The 14,978-nt window shown below is 58.1% G+C and carries 13 protein-coding genes and 1 pseudogene; 10 read left to right on the forward strand and 4 right to left on the reverse strand.

Annotated elements, in window-relative coordinates:
• Positions 1–23: 23 nt before the first annotated feature.
• Positions 24–956 (forward strand): Fic family protein, encoded by a 933-nt coding sequence (locus C8273_RS10550; protein ID WP_106627651.1) that lies wholly within the window; start codon positions 24–26, stop codon positions 954–956.
• Here C8273_RS10550 and C8273_RS10555 read toward each other — a convergent pair.
• Entirely contained in the window at positions 936–1,451 is a 516-nt protein-coding gene (locus C8273_RS10555; protein WP_106627682.1) for an O-acetyl-ADP-ribose deacetylase, read from the reverse strand. The two genes, C8273_RS10550 and C8273_RS10555, sit on opposite strands and share 21 nt — an antisense overlap.
• A gap of 264 nt (positions 1,452–1,715) precedes the next feature.
• On the opposite strand from C8273_RS10555, the gene C8273_RS10560 reads away from it, so the two are divergent.
• The 3 genes from C8273_RS10560 to C8273_RS10570 all read left to right on the forward strand — a co-directional run bounded on the left by C8273_RS10560 (position 1,716) and on the right by C8273_RS10570 (position 5,075).
• A complete protein-coding gene (locus C8273_RS10560; protein WP_106627652.1) occupies positions 1,716–2,726 on the forward strand; it encodes a hypothetical protein in 1,011 nt (336 codons plus the stop codon).
• A gap of 252 nt (positions 2,727–2,978) precedes the next feature.
• The gene (locus C8273_RS10565; RefSeq protein WP_106627653.1) at positions 2,979–4,016 is read left to right on the forward strand and encodes a hypothetical protein; all 1,038 of its coding nucleotides are present in this window, start codon (positions 2,979–2,981) and stop codon (positions 4,014–4,016) included.
• 12 nt (positions 4,017–4,028) lie between these two features.
• Complete coding sequence (locus C8273_RS10570) at positions 4,029–5,075, forward strand: hypothetical protein (protein ID WP_106627654.1); 1,047 nt, start codon at positions 4,029–4,031, stop codon at positions 5,073–5,075.
• Between the two features lie 247 nt (positions 5,076–5,322).
• Here C8273_RS10570 and C8273_RS13280 read toward each other — a convergent pair whose 3' ends face one another.
• The gene (locus C8273_RS13280; RefSeq protein ID WP_234344015.1) at positions 5,323–6,042 is read right to left on the reverse strand and encodes a transposase; all 720 of its coding nucleotides are present in this window, start codon (positions 6,040–6,042) and stop codon (positions 5,323–5,325) included.
• A gap of 137 nt (positions 6,043–6,179) precedes the next feature.
• Here C8273_RS13280 and C8273_RS13285 point away from each other — a divergent pair, with 137 nt between their 5' ends.
• Entirely contained in the window at positions 6,180–6,524 is a 345-nt protein-coding gene (locus tag C8273_RS13285) for a hypothetical protein (RefSeq protein ID WP_234344018.1), read from the forward strand.
• 93 nt (positions 6,525–6,617) lie between these two features.
• Here the strand turns inward: C8273_RS13285 and C8273_RS13445 are convergent.
• Positions 6,618–6,941 (reverse strand): annotated as a pseudogene (locus C8273_RS13445) (transposase); the annotation flags it as partial.
• 218 nt (positions 6,942–7,159) lie between these two features.
• Here C8273_RS13445 and C8273_RS10580 point away from each other — a divergent pair.
• Both C8273_RS10580 and C8273_RS10585 read left to right on the forward strand, forming a co-directional pair.
• Positions 7,160–7,702 carry a hypothetical protein gene (locus tag C8273_RS10580; protein ID WP_234344021.1) on the forward strand — a complete coding sequence of 181 codons (543 nt, stop codon included), beginning with the start codon at positions 7,160–7,162 and terminating at the stop codon, positions 7,700–7,702.
• A 26-nt stretch (positions 7,703–7,728) separates the two neighbouring features.
• A complete protein-coding gene (locus C8273_RS10585; protein ID WP_106627656.1) occupies positions 7,729–8,586 on the forward strand; it encodes an RsiV family protein in 858 nt (285 codons plus the stop codon).
• A 62-nt stretch (positions 8,587–8,648) separates the two neighbouring features.
• On the opposite strand, the gene C8273_RS10590 is transcribed toward C8273_RS10585, so the two are convergent.
• Positions 8,649–9,812: a hypothetical protein gene (locus tag C8273_RS10590; protein ID WP_234344023.1), complete on the reverse strand. Its 1,164-nt coding sequence runs from the start codon at positions 9,810–9,812 to the stop codon at positions 8,649–8,651.
• Between the two features lie 582 nt (positions 9,813–10,394).
• On the opposite strand from C8273_RS10590, the gene C8273_RS10595 reads away from it, so the two are divergent.
• Genes C8273_RS10595 through C8273_RS10605 form a run of 3 tightly spaced genes read left to right on the forward strand, consistent with a single transcriptional unit; the run spans position 10,395 to position 14,811 of the window.
• Positions 10,395–12,821 carry a type 2 periplasmic-binding domain-containing protein gene (locus C8273_RS10595; protein ID WP_106627657.1) on the forward strand — a complete coding sequence of 809 codons (2,427 nt, stop codon included), beginning with the start codon at positions 10,395–10,397 and terminating at the stop codon, positions 12,819–12,821.
• Positions 12,809–14,194: a sensor histidine kinase gene (locus C8273_RS10600; RefSeq protein WP_106627658.1), complete on the forward strand. Its 1,386-nt coding sequence runs from the start codon at positions 12,809–12,811 to the stop codon at positions 14,192–14,194. The genes C8273_RS10595 and C8273_RS10600 overlap by 13 nt, the downstream gene beginning before the upstream one ends.
• Positions 14,191–14,811, forward strand: a complete 621-nt coding sequence (locus C8273_RS10605) for a response regulator transcription factor (RefSeq protein WP_106627659.1) — start codon at positions 14,191–14,193, stop codon at positions 14,809–14,811. The genes C8273_RS10600 and C8273_RS10605 overlap by 4 nt, the downstream gene beginning before the upstream one ends.
• Positions 14,812–14,978 lie beyond the last annotated feature (167 nt).

Genomic DNA, 14,978 nt, shown 5'->3' on the forward strand with positions numbered 1-14,978 from the left:
AGTAAAGGAATGAGGTGAATTCCATGATTTCATACGGTGGACTGTTACAAAAGTTAAAATCCAGGCATCTGACAAAGACGGCACTTGCTGCACAGCTTGGCATTTCCTCTCGAACGATCGCCAAAATCGGACGGGGCGAGAGGATCGCCGATCATGTACTTGTGAGGATTGCCGCATTCCTCGATTGTGCGCCGGAGGAGCTCTGTCGCAGTGTGTCGGACAACGTTCTGCTTCAGACGCTGCGCGACGAGAAGCAGATCCGAATGCCGGGCGGTCTGTACCACGAGCTTCAGATACGCATGACGTATAATTCCAATCACATCGAGGGCAGCAGGCTCAGCGAGGATCAGACACGGATGATCTTTGAAACGAATACCGTGGATGTTGCCGGAGGTGTTCCGGTCGACAATATCATCGAAACGGTCAACCACTTTCGTACCATTGACTATGTGATCGACAAGGCGGAGGATCCTCTCACGGAGGACATTGTGAAGGAGCTGCACCGCATTCTGAAACAGGGCACGAAGGACGCCGCGCTTGGATGGTTCGCCATCGGTGACTATAAAAAACGAGCGAATGTGGTCGGCGGTCGCGAAACCGCCGCACCGAGAGAAGTGCCTGCGCAGATGAATGCACTCCTTTCTGCATACGAATCTCTTCATTCGGTCACCATCCATGACATTATCCGATTTCATCACGATTTTGAGCGCATCCATCCCTTCCAGGACGGGAACGGCAGAGTGGGACGATTGATTGCGCTCAAGGAATGTCTGCGCTACGCCATTGTCCCGTTTATCATCGAGGACGCAAAAAAATTGTTTTATTACAGGGGACTGTCCGAATGGGAGCGAGAAAAAGGCTATCTGACGGACACCTGTCTTGACGGGCAGGATACCTTCAAAAAGATGATGGCTATGTTTGACATCTCCGCGGATTTACCGGAGCGCCCTCTGTAGGTTCTGATAGACCGCATCATCCTGTGCGCTGAAGCTCACGATGGTCACGCGCACGCCCGCATCGGGGTGCGCGTCAAACCACTCCCGAATCGTCATAAGTGCGATTTCTGCCGCCGCCTCCTTCGGGTAGCCGTAAACACCGGTCGAGATGGCAGGGAACGCGATGGTATGCAGCCCGTGTGCCCGTGCAAGATCAAGGGAGTTCCAATAGCAGGCGCGCAGGAGTTCCGCATCGGATGCAGTGCCGCTGTAGACGGGACCGACCGTATGAATCACGTAGCGCGCGGGCAGACGATATCCCTTCGTGATCTTTGCGACGCCCGTCTCGCAGCTGCCGAGCGTACGGCACTCCGCGAGGAGCTCTCTGCCCGCCGCCCGATGAATCGCTCCGTCAACGCCACCGCCGCCGAGGAGGCTCCGATTCGCCGCATTTACGATGGCATCTACGGCGAGCGTCGTAATATCGCCCACGAACCAGGCAATTTCATTCTGCATTGCTTTCTGATGCACGATCATCACTCCTCTCCTTCGGATAGCGCAATTATAGCACATGAAATCGTGATAAAAGAATTTCACAAAAGTTTTTCCTGTTTTTACGAAAACCTGTCATTTATGACAGTACGCCCCCGCTCTTCGTTGTGCTAAGATAAAGCAGAACGAATCATCTTACAAGTCGGAATAAAGAAGTTTTATCCGAAAAAGGCGATCTTTTATTTGCAATTCTGTCGTTTTCTCGTCAATGGATGGAGGAGGAACCCCATGAAAAAATGGAAAGCTCTGCTCGCAGCGGCATCCGCCGCTCTCGTCTGCGGCGCCGTCCTCGCCGGCTGCGGCTCAGACACCAGCGAGCGCCTCGCCCCGAAGCCCCCGAAGGAGGCCGTCGCCCGGCTCAAGTTCGCCGACAGAGAGGTTCCCCTCTACGAATACACGGGCGCGGTCATCCCTGCGCTCGAGGGAAAGAATACCAATCTCGCCGTGACGAAGGATGCCATCTACGGCATTCGCAGCGACGCCGAGGAGAAAAACTACCGCCTCCAAAAGCTGACGCTAAAGGACGGTGCGATTGCCTCAGTGGAGGATCTCGGCATCGTTCTCAACGAGCCGATCTCCTCGGACGGCAAGAACATCTACTATCTGACCCGGGAGGATGAGCTTGCCTGTTACAACGGCAAGGCAGCGACGCCGCCCCCCACGCCGGGCATCGGCGTCGTCCGTGCCATATACGGAGGCAAGAACGCCTACACGAGCGGGAGTTTCGTGTCGGATGCCGACGTTATGTTCGGCGCAACATCCAAGGATGGCATAAAGGATGCAAAAACGGTTCTCTCCAAGGACGTATTTGACAAGCTCGCCCGTGCGAAAGACGCGACGCACGAGGCAAACGCATTCCTGATCGGGGCGGATGCGGACGGCTTCTACGTCTCCTCCCTTGCCACGTACGGCAGCACGGACAAGGAGTGGACCAAACCGCTCCACACATACGCCCCGGACGGCAAAATACTCCACACGTTCGAGTGCAACGAGAATATCCCGAGCAGTGCGCAAAAGCGCACGACGTGGGAACGCTCCGTCGTCGTGACAAAGGACTATGTCGTGTTCTACAGCGACGGCTATCTGCGCGCATTCAACAAAGAGACCGGTGCGTACGTCGGCGACATTGAGCTGGGACGCGACAGCAGGAAACTCTCCCCCACAGGGGTCACGACAGATGACGAGAATCATATCTACTTCATCGACGACAATTCGCATATCTACCGCATTGATCTCTAAGAATATGCGCACAGCATCCCTGCGTTCCCGACCGCTCATAAACATGCCGGCATTTTTCCGTGCCGAGAAGGAATCATTGCGCGAAGTAAATGCGCAAAATGGAAAACTTTTCAAAAATTTCAAGAATCAATCATTTGTTGCTATACATTTTAGTTTGTTTTATGCTAAAATAAATTAAAGTGATTTAGGGGCACTGATAAGCATCTGCATTTTATCAGTGATTCCTTAGAAGCATCAAAGGAGGAATCCGAAATGAAGAAGTGGAAATCTCTGCTCGCGGCGGCTGCGACCGCCGCCTTCCTCGGCTCTATCCTCGCCGGCTGCGGCGGTGACGGCACAGGCAGCGGCATCGGCATTGGCGGCGGCGGAAAAGACACCGCACTCTCCGCGCCGAAGGAAGCCATCGGACAGGTCAAATTCAACGGTAAGGACGTACCGGTCTACGAGTACAAGGGCGAGGGTCTCCCCGACATGGTGCACACAACGACCAATCTCACCGTGACGAAGGATGCCATCTATGCGGGCAAATTCGACGCCTCGGGCGATAAGAAGCAGCATCTGGTGAAGCTGAGCGTGAAGGACGGCGCCATCACCTCCGTCGAGGATCTCGGCATCCTCACGGCGCAGCCGATCACAACGGACGGGACAAATGTCTACTACCAGCTCGGCGAAAATATCTGCGCCTATGACGGCTCGGCCGTGACGAAAAGCAAGCGCGGCGAGGCGGACATCATGCGCGCCGTGCACGGCACGGAGACCATCTACACGAGCGGCGATCCCTTGAAGTCGCAGGACATCGAGATGGGCACGATCTCCAAAGAGGGGATCAAAGACCTGAAGTCCGTCCTCCCGAAGGCGGAGTTTGCAGCCCTCAACGAGAACAAGAAGGAAAATGAGGAGAATCAGGCATTCCTCCTCTGGGCGGATGCAGACGGCTTCTACATCTCCACCATCGCCACCAACGGCGGCCCGCCGAACAAGCGGACGTACCCCCTCCATATGTACGGCCCGGACGGCAAGAAGATCCGCACCTTCACCATCAACGACGGCCTTCCGGACAAGAAAAAGACCGACTCGAACGCGCGTCAGGTCATCCCAACGAAGGACTATATCGTCTTCTACAACGGCAACTTTCTGCGCGTCTTTAACAAGAAGGACGGCGCATTCATCGACGAGGTCGAGCTGAATTTCGATGGCAAGATCCACCCGCCCAAGCAGATCACGACAGACGGCGAGAACCGCGTCTACATCCTCGACCAAGATTCGCGCATCTTCCGCATTGATCTGTAGGAGGAGCCCGACATGAAACAATGGAAAACGCTCTGCGCGGCGGCAGCCGTCCTCACGTGCGCCGTCATGGCAGGCTGCGGCGGCGGTGACACCGCAAAAGGCGGCTCTCCTGCCCCCGTCGATCTCAGTCTTTCATTGCCGAAAGAGCCCGTCACCCAGGTAAAATTCGGCGACAAGACGCTCCCGCTCTACGAATACGAGAACGCCGACTACGACCTCGACTATTTCGACTTCAACAAGAGCGATCCCGTCGTGACGAAGGATGGCATCTATGGCATCATCTACGACCACGACGACAAGAAGACGCATCTCTGCCAGCTCCCCGTCACAGACGGCGCAATCACGGACATCGTGGATCTCGGCGTCGTGCTGAACCGGCCGATCACCTCGGACGGAACGAACGTCTATTACATCCCGAAGGAGGGCGAGCTCGCCGTCTATGACGGCAAGACCACAACCACGATCCCCCTGCAGGGCAAGGAGACGTGGCGCGCCGTCTTCGGCGGGAAGGACGCCTATGCGGGCGAAGAGCAGGTCAACGAAAAGGGCATCACCCACGGCACGATCGCCAAAGATGGACTGAAGGATGCCAAGACCATCCCCGTCCCCGCACGCCCGAAGCCCGAGGGCTACTCCATGGTGCGCGGCGCAGAGCTGCTCTATGCGGACGCAGACGGATTCTACACCGACGAGGCATACGGGAATTCGCTGCAGAACGACGAGCAGCACCCGTGGGTCATCCCCGTCTACCAATACAGCCCCGACGGCAAGGAACTCCGCCGCTTCGAGCTGAATGAGAACATCCCGCAGGGCACAAAGCGGTACGCTGCGCATGCACGCTGCGCCGTCGCAACGAAGGACTACATCGTCTTCCGCGCAGCGGACGATCCCATCCTGCGCGTCTTCAACAAGAAGGACGGCGCATACGTTGGCGACATCGAGATCACGGACGGCGAGCGCACGCTGCGGCCGAAGGGCATCTTCACCGACAATATGAACCACGTCTACTTCCACACGCAGGACGGCGGAAGGCAGCGTATCTTCCGCATCGATCTGTAAGGACAACGCAAGGCAACTGACCGTCTGCTGCATTGTTTCCCCTCATCCCATCGAAACGAAAAAGCAGGGGGCTGTTGCACGAAGGCAAATTTGTCTTCGTACAGCAGCCCTCTTTTCATGGAAGCGCATCATTTTCGTAAAAGCCCAGCAAAAAAGACAAGATCCACTAAAACAGGGCAGAGGAACAAGGGCGATCCCTGTATTCGCCCTTGTTCTTCTGCCCTTATTTGTTTTTCTGTTCCGTGTCCTATCCAGCTTCCTTGAGCGCAATAAGATGCCGCCCCACCGTGTCCCGCTGTATCTTTTCGTGCAACCGCAAGACATTGTGAGCAAGTGCCAGCAGGATTGCTTCTCCTAAGACGCTCTCTTGTCCCCGCGTCAGAAACCGTCGGAATCCGAAGTTCTCCTTGATCTGTGCAAATGCTCCCTCTACCTGTATGCTCCGGTTCATCCGCAGGAGGATTCCCTCCGTGCTGCGTATCCGTGCCAGATTTTCCTCCCGCTGAAATACTTTGCTCACTTCCAACCGTTTTACCCGCTCCTCCAGCGGTATCTTGCTGTGGTTGCCGTGGATGCACTGCCCCTTCCGTTCACACCCCCTGCACTCCGCGCACGCATAGAGCGTCTTTTCACTGATGTATCCGCCCGCACTCTTTGTCCTGCGCGTGCCCACCGCACTGAGGCATTTGCCCTCGGCACATAGGTAGACGTCCTCTCCTGCAAGATACACCATGTTCTCACGCCGTCCAATGTCGTTCTTCCACTTGCGCTTCTTGCTGATCTTGTAGTTGTTCGGCTTGATGTAGGATGCCTGTCCCTTGTCCCGCAGATACAGGTAGTTCTCCTCACTCTCATAGCCTGCATCGGCGATGATGTTCCTGCTTCTTGTTCCGATGTGTTCCTGAAAATCTTCCAAGAACGGGATGAGTGTCCTTGTATCCGTCGGATTCGCATAGAGCCTAGCCATACGATGAAGGATGCCTCTACACCATATTGGAGGTTGTAGGCGGGCTTTAGCTGACCATTCTTCATCGCATCTTCTTTCATCCGCATGAAGGTTGCCTCCGTGTCGGTCTTTGAAAAGCTGTTACGTGCCCCGCAGATGTGGAGTTTCTTCGTGTAGTCCTTCAGACGGAGAAGATACGTGTCCAGGGTCTCTACTGCACGCTGAAGCATGCTCTTTCGTCTTCCGCTCCCATAGACGAAGACGATGCCCTGCGCCTTCTGCATGTGCTTCAAGCGGCGGCGCAGTCGTTTCAGATGTCGGATGTGGATGTCCCCGCCATGGCGCAGATGGATACCGAACGCCTTCTCCACGTATGCAAGAAAAGCAGAAAGCTTCTCCATGAGCCTGCTGCAGTGCTTTTGGACGCCCTTCTTCCAGACGGATCTGTACCGATTGGAGACGGACTCGATCTTAGTTCCGTCCACAAAGAGGTTCTGAAATGAGACTGCACCAACCTCCCCGAGCAGGAGTGCCATCTGTGCGAGAATCTCCTTGGCACAGGGAGCGAAGTGCTTCTTGCGAAAACGGGCGATAGTCGTATGATCGGGCGCAGGACAGCCCTCCAAGAGGTACATGAAGTTGATGTCCCTGCGACAGACCTCCTCGATGCGGCGGGAACTGTAGATGCGGTTCATGTAGGCATAGATGAGGACGGCGAGCAGTTTGTGCGGTGCGATGAGGTTTCGCTCTGCTCGGTGGAAGCTCAAAAAGAGCGCCGTAAGATCCATCTGGTGGATGCAGTGGCGCAGGAGACGGACGGGATCGTCCCGTTCGATTTGAAATTCAAAATTGAGGGGGAGGCTGACTTGAAATGAGCCTCCGAAGGATGTATAATCCTTGTGTAAAATTTGGTTGTTCATACCCTTATTTTACGCCAGTTCTCGGTGTTTGAAAACACCGGGAACTGTTTTTTTGCAACAAAATTGAGGCTGCTGCACGAGCATTTCGTGCAACAGCCCCATTTTCTTTGAGAAGAGGAAAAGTTTTTTGAAAACCTGTCATTTATGACAGTACGTTATCCCCCTGTTTTCTGTTACAATGAATGATAGGAATAACCGCGTGAACAAAGGAGGACATGATGAAAAAAATTCTATATGCCCTGCTCCTGTGCGTCCTGCTCGTCCCTGCGCAGCTGTGTGCGGCAGCCAATCTTCCGGAGGAGGATTTCGCACTCGGCGGCATCTGTATCGGGGATACGCGTGCCGAGGTTGAGGAGCTCTACGGCAGTGGCAATCACTACGCAGACGGTGTGGAGGTGTGGAACGGCGAGGATGTCGGCATACACGCCATTGACTACGGCGCGTCGCTCCATGTGACGTACCGCAGCTCGGATATGGGCTGGCACGTCATCAGTGTGCATCTCGGCGTAAATGACGTGAACGAGTATCTTTCAAGGCCGTCCGGGGAGTCGCAGAGCCTCGAGACACCGCGCGGCATCCACCTTGACAGCACGAAGGAGGATCTTGAGGAGGCATACGGCTACCTGCCGAAGCCGAAGTGCAGCAACAATGCGCCGCCCGTCTGCGGCTACTTCTACGACGGCGACACAGCGCAGATCGCATTCTACATCTGCGCCGAGCACAGCCCCGGCATCCGCTCCATCTGGCTGCACGAGAAGTAAATCACCCCATGAAGGGAGGAACAACCATGCACATCAAGACGTTTCTATCCGCCCTCCTGTCCGCCCTCCTTCTCTGTGCGCCTCTCGCGGCGGCAGAAAATGTCCTAAGCGACCGAACGGAGGAAATCAAACAGCCGCCGCAGTCGCTGGAGGAAGTGCAGGACAGGGCGGCGCGGGACTGGTCACGCTCCGTGGAATCCCCTGTCTCGTGGCTCACGGTCGAGGATCATGTCCTGACGGTCTACGACAAGGACGACACCAAGGTCTACCGCGGCATCTACCCCCAGCTTGGGCTTGTGAATGATGACAGCTCACCGCTGGCAAAATCATTCGATGCGTGGAATGCGGAGATCGGTACTGGCGCATGGCACAGCCCGATCCGTACCTACAGCGAGGAAGCGCGCAGGGACGGCTACAAGCTCCCCTTCTATTACAGCGACATCACGCCGATCTCGCGGTGGGGGCGAGTGGATGAGCAGCTCATCTCGTTCTTTATGGAGGGGTCATCGTATGCGGGCGGCGCACATGCCATCCCCCACGTCGATGCGTATACCTTCGACCGCCGCACGGGACGGCAGATCGCACTCGACGAGATCGTCACGAACCGAACGCTCCTGATCGCCGCCATCGAGGCGGCATTCCAAACGCAGTATCCCGCAGCAGTGGAGCGGGATTTCCCGCACGGTGTCATGGAGGTGCTTCTCGAACAACATCCGGCGGAAAAGGGGCTTTCGTCGTTCTGCTGGTACATGGCTGCGGACGGGAGTCTCGTGATCTACTACCCAGACTCTGTGCTCGCCTCCTACGCAGCGGGTGCATTTACCCTCACGATTGCACGGCAGGATGCACCGCGCCTCTTTACGGCGGCGTATCCGATGGAATAGTTACTGAACGCAAGAACAGGTGTGCAAAGCAAATACTGCATTGCACACCTGTTCTTTGTTTTTCAAAAATACGCCGTCAAACTCATTCCGAGAACTTTCTGCCGTGCGCCGTTATAGGTATGTCCAGTGAAAAGCGGCGTCGCAGGACGGGCGGGGCGCAGATCGAATCCCTCGACGGCAAGCGCAACACCGCGTGCGAGCACGATGTCGGCACGCGCACCCCAGCCGCGAAAGCCCGCACGCCCGAAGAAGGTCGGATCGCCATCCATCGTGTGATGGAGATACGTTGCGCGCGGCTGATGATAGTACGCGATCCACGCACCGTAGTCGCCCGCCTTCTCCACATTGGGAGAGGGACGGAGGCGCAGCCTCGCCACATAGCCGCGCCCGTCGTCGTCATAACGGTCGAGGTCGGTGCGCGCGCGCCCGTGCAGATACTCGAACTCGAAGCTGCGGTGACGGTCAAAGCGATAGCCTGCGAAGAGTTCGAGGACACGCTGATGATCGATTCCGTTATGTACGGCGAGCGGATTTCTCCGTGCCTCCGCCATCGTAACGGCAGGGGATTCCGTGCGCAGATCGTAGTAGAACGCGCCGCCCATCCACTTCGTCCAGTTCCGTTCGTAGCCGAGGATGACGCCGCGCCTCCGCTGGCTGCCCGTCGGTGCAACGGTGCGCCCATAGAAGACGGAAGTCATGCCGACGTTCTTGTCGCCGTACCGCCAGCGCACGCCCTCAACGCGCTTGTCGAATACGTTTCCCTCAATCGGCGTGAAGATGAATCGGCCGGCGCGGATTCTCGCCCCGTGCCCATTTTCGTGCTCGACGTAGAGACGCGAAAGGTAGAGATGCCGATCGTTCTTGTGCGCGCCGGCGATCGTGTCCTTGTCATAGCGAATGTCCTCAAGCATTCCGCTGACGCTCCATCCGCCGCCAACGTGAACCGTCGGCGCAATGCGCAGGCGGCGCGTGGAGAGGAATACGTCGCGCCGCTGCGCAGCGGACGGCAGCTCCATGCGTGCCTTGCCGTAGAGCCAGCGATAGTCGCCCCAGACAGCAAGGCGCGGCAGCTTCTCCGCTGCGGGATCGGGAGCGGTATCTGCGGTCTCGCCCCGCGCGGCGGTTTTCTCTTCGACAGCGGTCTCCGTCTCCGCTGCAGCGCAGGAAAGGGGGGCGCAAAGAAGCGCAAGGGGAAGAAGATAAAGATGGCGCACAATATCCTCCATTTTGATTGCATGGACAGAAACAATTCATGATTCTATCTCATTTTATCATGAAAGATTACGATACACAAGAAAACGGTTCTATGGCAGCTATTACGGATTCGCAATGCGTACTCCACGCAGAACCCTCGTTATGCAAGCGGACGTGTGCTCGTCCGCCTAAATACCTGCGGATTCCAAACGCGCTGCGCTTGAACGATTAAAATCCGCAGGGGGCGGGTCGCACACTCTACGCCGCTTGCTCCACTAGGGTTTGCTTAGGAGTACCGCATTTTCTTTTATCCGTAACATTTATCATAATACAAGAAAACATATATCTATTCATATTTTTATCTTGTAATCAGACTTTTTTCCCAAGGATTTTTATGTATGACAGACGAAATAATACAATAGAAGTATAGGAAGCGCTGATAAATTCAGCCGCGCCATCTTAGCGCATCTTTTTTGCCCGCACTGTGTCGGCAAATCCTCCACATAGCTTTGGCTATGCGTCCGGTTTGCCTCCTTGTTCGGACGAAAAAATCTACGCCAATCTGCAGGACTTCATTTTATCAGCGATTCCTATAATTTGCGGGAGGTGAGGCAATGGGACATCTGCGGCAGCTGCACCTCTGTGCCGCCGGTCTGTTTGCTCTCCTTGCACTCCTCCTGTATATCCCACGGGCGGACGCGCTCACCGTCGCATACGATCAGAATTACGGCACGGCGTATGTGAATGTTCTGCGCCGCGCCTCCGTGGAGCCTCTGGAGGCGCAGGGATACGCGCGGCGGCTGCTCGAACTGTTTCAGGATCGCCGCGCGGATGCGGTCGAGGTCTATGATTTTCAGGCGGAGCAGTTCCTGCGCGGCGCGGCGGAGGAGCTCTACTGGTACCCGCATTATACAGCGACGGTTGTGCTCGCCGTACATACAGATGCCCCCACCCCCGTGCGGCGCTGGGCGGATCTCAGGGAGGATGTCACGATCATACTGCCCGAGTGGTCGCCGGAGCGCGAGATTTTCTTTCTGGCTCTCGTACGGGGACTCTCTGTCGATACGGATACGGCGTTTGCACGGCTTGCCCAGATGCGGCGGGACGGGCGGCTGCGCTTTTACGCGACGCACCGCAGGATGTGGGGCATTCTGGCAAATGCGGACAGGAACGATGTCTACGTCCTCTTTGACCATGAGGCGGAACACCTGATCCGGCGTGGGGCACCGCTGCAGATTGTCGTCCCTGCAGAGGGGACGCGCAGCGTGACCAAGGGTCTGCTCTCGCGCCGCCCGATCACATTTCGAGAGACGCTCCCGGAGGAGCTGGATGCCGCAGGGTATCCGCCGCTCCCCCCGTCTGGCACAGCTGTCCACGCGATGCCGCCCGATTTCCCGCATGTCCTCCGCGCAGTGAATACGCACTATCACGCACAGATCATGGAGCGGCCTCACCTCGCGCCTGCAGAGGAGTACGCGCGGTTTCTCATTCTCGTGCTGATGCTGCCGCTTACGGTCATCTGGGGCGCATGTCTGCACCGCCGCATCCGTCACCACGGCGCGCGCCGCGCCGTTCTCCTCCTCATCGCCATGCTGCTCCTCTGGGAGCTGACGCGCATGGCAAAGATCCTCACGTTCGTACATGACAGCAGCTTGGAGCGCATGCTCTGGTACCTCTTCTACGTGTTCCGCGCGGGGCTCTCGGTCGCGCTCCTCTGGATCGCGTGGGGCTCGGATGAGGATGTGCTGGAGCGCACGATGCCGCCGTGGCTGAAGACGGTTTTCGGCATCAATCTGCTGCTCGCCGTGCTCGTTCTCTGCAACGATCTGCATCATCAATTTTTCTACTTCACGTGGGACACGGAGATGATGGAATGGTCGGAGCATCTGGCGTGGGGCACATACGTCTACTGGACGATCTGGTTCATCGAGATCTTCGCGGCGCTCCTTCTCCTCCTCGAAAAGGCAAAGCAGCAGCAGGTGCTGCGCCCTGCAATGACGCTTCCCTTTCTCCTGTTCGCGTGCTTTGTCATATACTCCATCGCCTATCAATATGTGGCGTGGGTGCGGTGGCCGGAGCTGACGGCGGTGACGGCGCTCTTCTTCCTGCTGCTGGGCGAGCTGTGCCTGCGCACGGGGCTGATGCCGTCGAACCGCTTTCATGCGGCGTTCTTTACCAATGCACAGCTCGCGATGCGTCTGGTGAATGCGGCAGGAGATATTGTCTTTGCCTCGGCGGCACGATGGGATGCAGAGGGACGCGATACGCATACGGCGCGCATGGAGCTGCGCGGCGGCGCCATTCTGTGGCAGGAGGATCTCTCGCTCCTGCACGAGCAGCAGCGGCGGCTCGCGCTTACGCGCGACGCGCTGCGCCGCTCACATGAGCTTCTGCGCAGGGAACACGGGATCCGAAAGAACCTCCTCTCCCTGACGCTCCGCCGTGCGCTGTCCGATGAACTGGAGGCAATTCTTGCCGCCAAGCGCCCGCTCCTGCGCCAGTTTCGCGAGCAGCTGATGGCGACGGAGGACAAGGGGGAGGTCACGCAGCTCCTCCGTCGGCTGAACCTGCTCTCTTCCTATCTCAAGAAGCGCTGCGTGCTCTTTCTCAAGGGGCAGGAGGACGGGCGCATCCGCACGGACGAGCTCGCGATGGCGGTCTCGGAGATCTGTACCTACCTGCGTCCGCTGGGGCTGCGCGTCGGCGTGGAGTGGACGCAGCCGGAGTCTCTGCGCGCACAGACGTCACTCGCCCTCTTCGACGCGTTCGCAGAACTCCTGCGGTGCGCCGCTGCAGAGGGGACGGAGAGTGTGTTCTGTCGCTTCACGGAGGAACATGTGTCCTTTCTGCTCGAACCCGCGCCGTGGATCGCCCCGTGGGCGGCGGCATGGCAGGAGGAACACGCCGCCGTCATGACAGAGGATCGCGGCTATGCCCTGATGCTGACCGTGTGCCCCGTCACCGCAGGGGCGGAGGAACGGGACGGCAGCGCTGCGGCAAAAGACGCGGGGGATCGGGGGGCTGCGCCATGGAACGCCTGACCGCATACGGCTATGGGGAGATTGTCGCGCTCGTCCTCCTCGCGAGTCTCGTCCTCATCGCCCAGAGTGCCGCGTTCTGTTATGCCGCCGCACGTCTCCCGCGCCGCCGGATCCTCTACCTGCTGCCCGAGGCGGCGGCACTCGCCGTCAGCCTCCTTGTGGTTCTGCTGCTCGGCGGTGGCTGGAAGCTCTTTCTCATGGAGCTGTCGCCGGACGGCTGGCTTGCGCCGCAGCGTTATGCGGCGGGGCTGCTTGCGCTCACCGTCGGTCTCACCTCCTCCTGCGAGCGCAGGCTGCTCCCCGGGCTTCTGCTCGCGTTTGCGGGTCTATGCACACTGCCTCCGATGGATGCCTTCCTCCCGCTGAGTGCCATCCTCATCCTCGCTCTGCTCGGCGTACGGCTCATGCTGCTCGCCATGCGGGCACGCAGCACGCATGATGTGACGATTGCCTCCATCCGTGCGGGGCTGGATCTCCTGCCCGAGGGAATCCTCTTCGGACGTACGGGGCACGCCGCCGCACTTGTCAACATCGCCATGCTGCAGTTCATGGAGCGGCTCCTCGGGCGGCAGTACCGCAGCGCGGAGGAATTCTGGGCGGCACTCACGGCATTTGACGCGCCCGCCGTCGCGGAGAAGCACGCACGCAGGGATGCCTTTCTCTTCCGCTTTGCACAGGGGGATACGTGGCTCGTGCAGCGCACGCATCTGACCAACGGATTGGATGGCTGGCAGCTGACGGCAGGCTGTGTCACGGAGTTCGATGCCGTTTCGCAGGAGCTTGAGGCAAAGAATGAGGCACTCGCCGATATGGTCGACGCGCAGAAGGAGCTGCTCGCAACGCTCGAAGAGACGGAGCGGCACCGCACGCTGCAGGAGATCACCTCGCGCGTGCACGATGTTCTCGGACAGCGGATCAGTATGCTCCAACAGCTGCTCGCAAGCCCCGCGCCGAAGGACGCGCTCGACACGATTGTGCGCATCGACAGCCTCTTGGAGGCGGTTCCGCTCGCGCAGGAGGTGCATCCCGCGACGCTGCTCGCCGATCTGACGGACACCTACCGAGGGCTCGGCATACGGCTCACGGTCACGGGCAGTCTGCCGCGCAATCTGCGCCGCGCCCGCGCCTTTGCCGCCATCATCCGCGAGGCACTCAGCAATGCGGTCTGCCACGGACGTGCGAACGCGGTCACGATCACCCTCGGCGAGCGGCAGCTGCGCATCCGCGACAACGGCATCGGCTGCAGGGAGCTGCACCTCGGCGGCGGTCTTTCGGGCATGATGCGGCGCGTGAACGAGCTCGGCGGCCGCCTCCTGATCACGCAGGCACCGCATTTTGAAATTGAGGCACGGATAGGGGAGAAGCGCCAATGATTAAGATTTTGCTCGTGGACGACCAAAAGATCCTGCTCGACGGACTGGTTCGGATTCTCGCGCCCCTCGACGATATGGAGGTGGTCGGCAGCTGTATTCTCTCGGAGCTGGCGGAGGAGGCGTGTGCGCGTCTTGCACCCGACCTCGTGCTCATGGATATCTGCATGGAGGGGCGCACGAGCGGCATACAGATCTGCGCCCACCTCAAGGAGCGCTTCCCGCAGCTGCGCGTTGTCCTCATGACGGGGATGCAGGAAGTCGCCTTTCTCACACGGGCAAAGGACGCGGGCGCGGACAGCTTCATCTACAAGGAGGCGTCGGGCGAGGAGTTCGCCGCCTGTATCCGCGCGACAATGGAGGGCGCTCACATCTATCCGAACGTACGCACCGACTCTACCTTCGGCGACACCGAAACCCCGCTGACCAAACGAGAGCTCGCCATCCTGCGCTGCATCTGCAGCAATATGAGCTATGAGGAGATTGCCGATGCCCTTGGGATCACGAAGCGCACGGTGAACTTCCACGTCGGCAATATGCTCGCCAAGACGGGCTACAAGAGTGTCGTCGGGCTTGCCGTCGAGGCGACGGAAAAGGGCTATACGGACAGCGGTCAATAGAGGTGCTGCACGAAGGTATTGCGGGCTTCGTGCAGTATCTTTTTGTTATGAAAAGTTTATACAAGAATAAAAAAGCGCAAAAGTCCCCCATAGCTATCTTGAATGAAAAAAATTATGCAATAGCAACATCCTCTGCGGCATGAGGAAGCCAACCAAGTTTTGTTAAT

Source organism: Candidatus Centipeda massiliensis (assembly GCF_900290285.1).
GTDB lineage: Bacteria > Bacillota > Negativicutes > Selenomonadales > Selenomonadaceae > Centipeda > Centipeda massiliensis.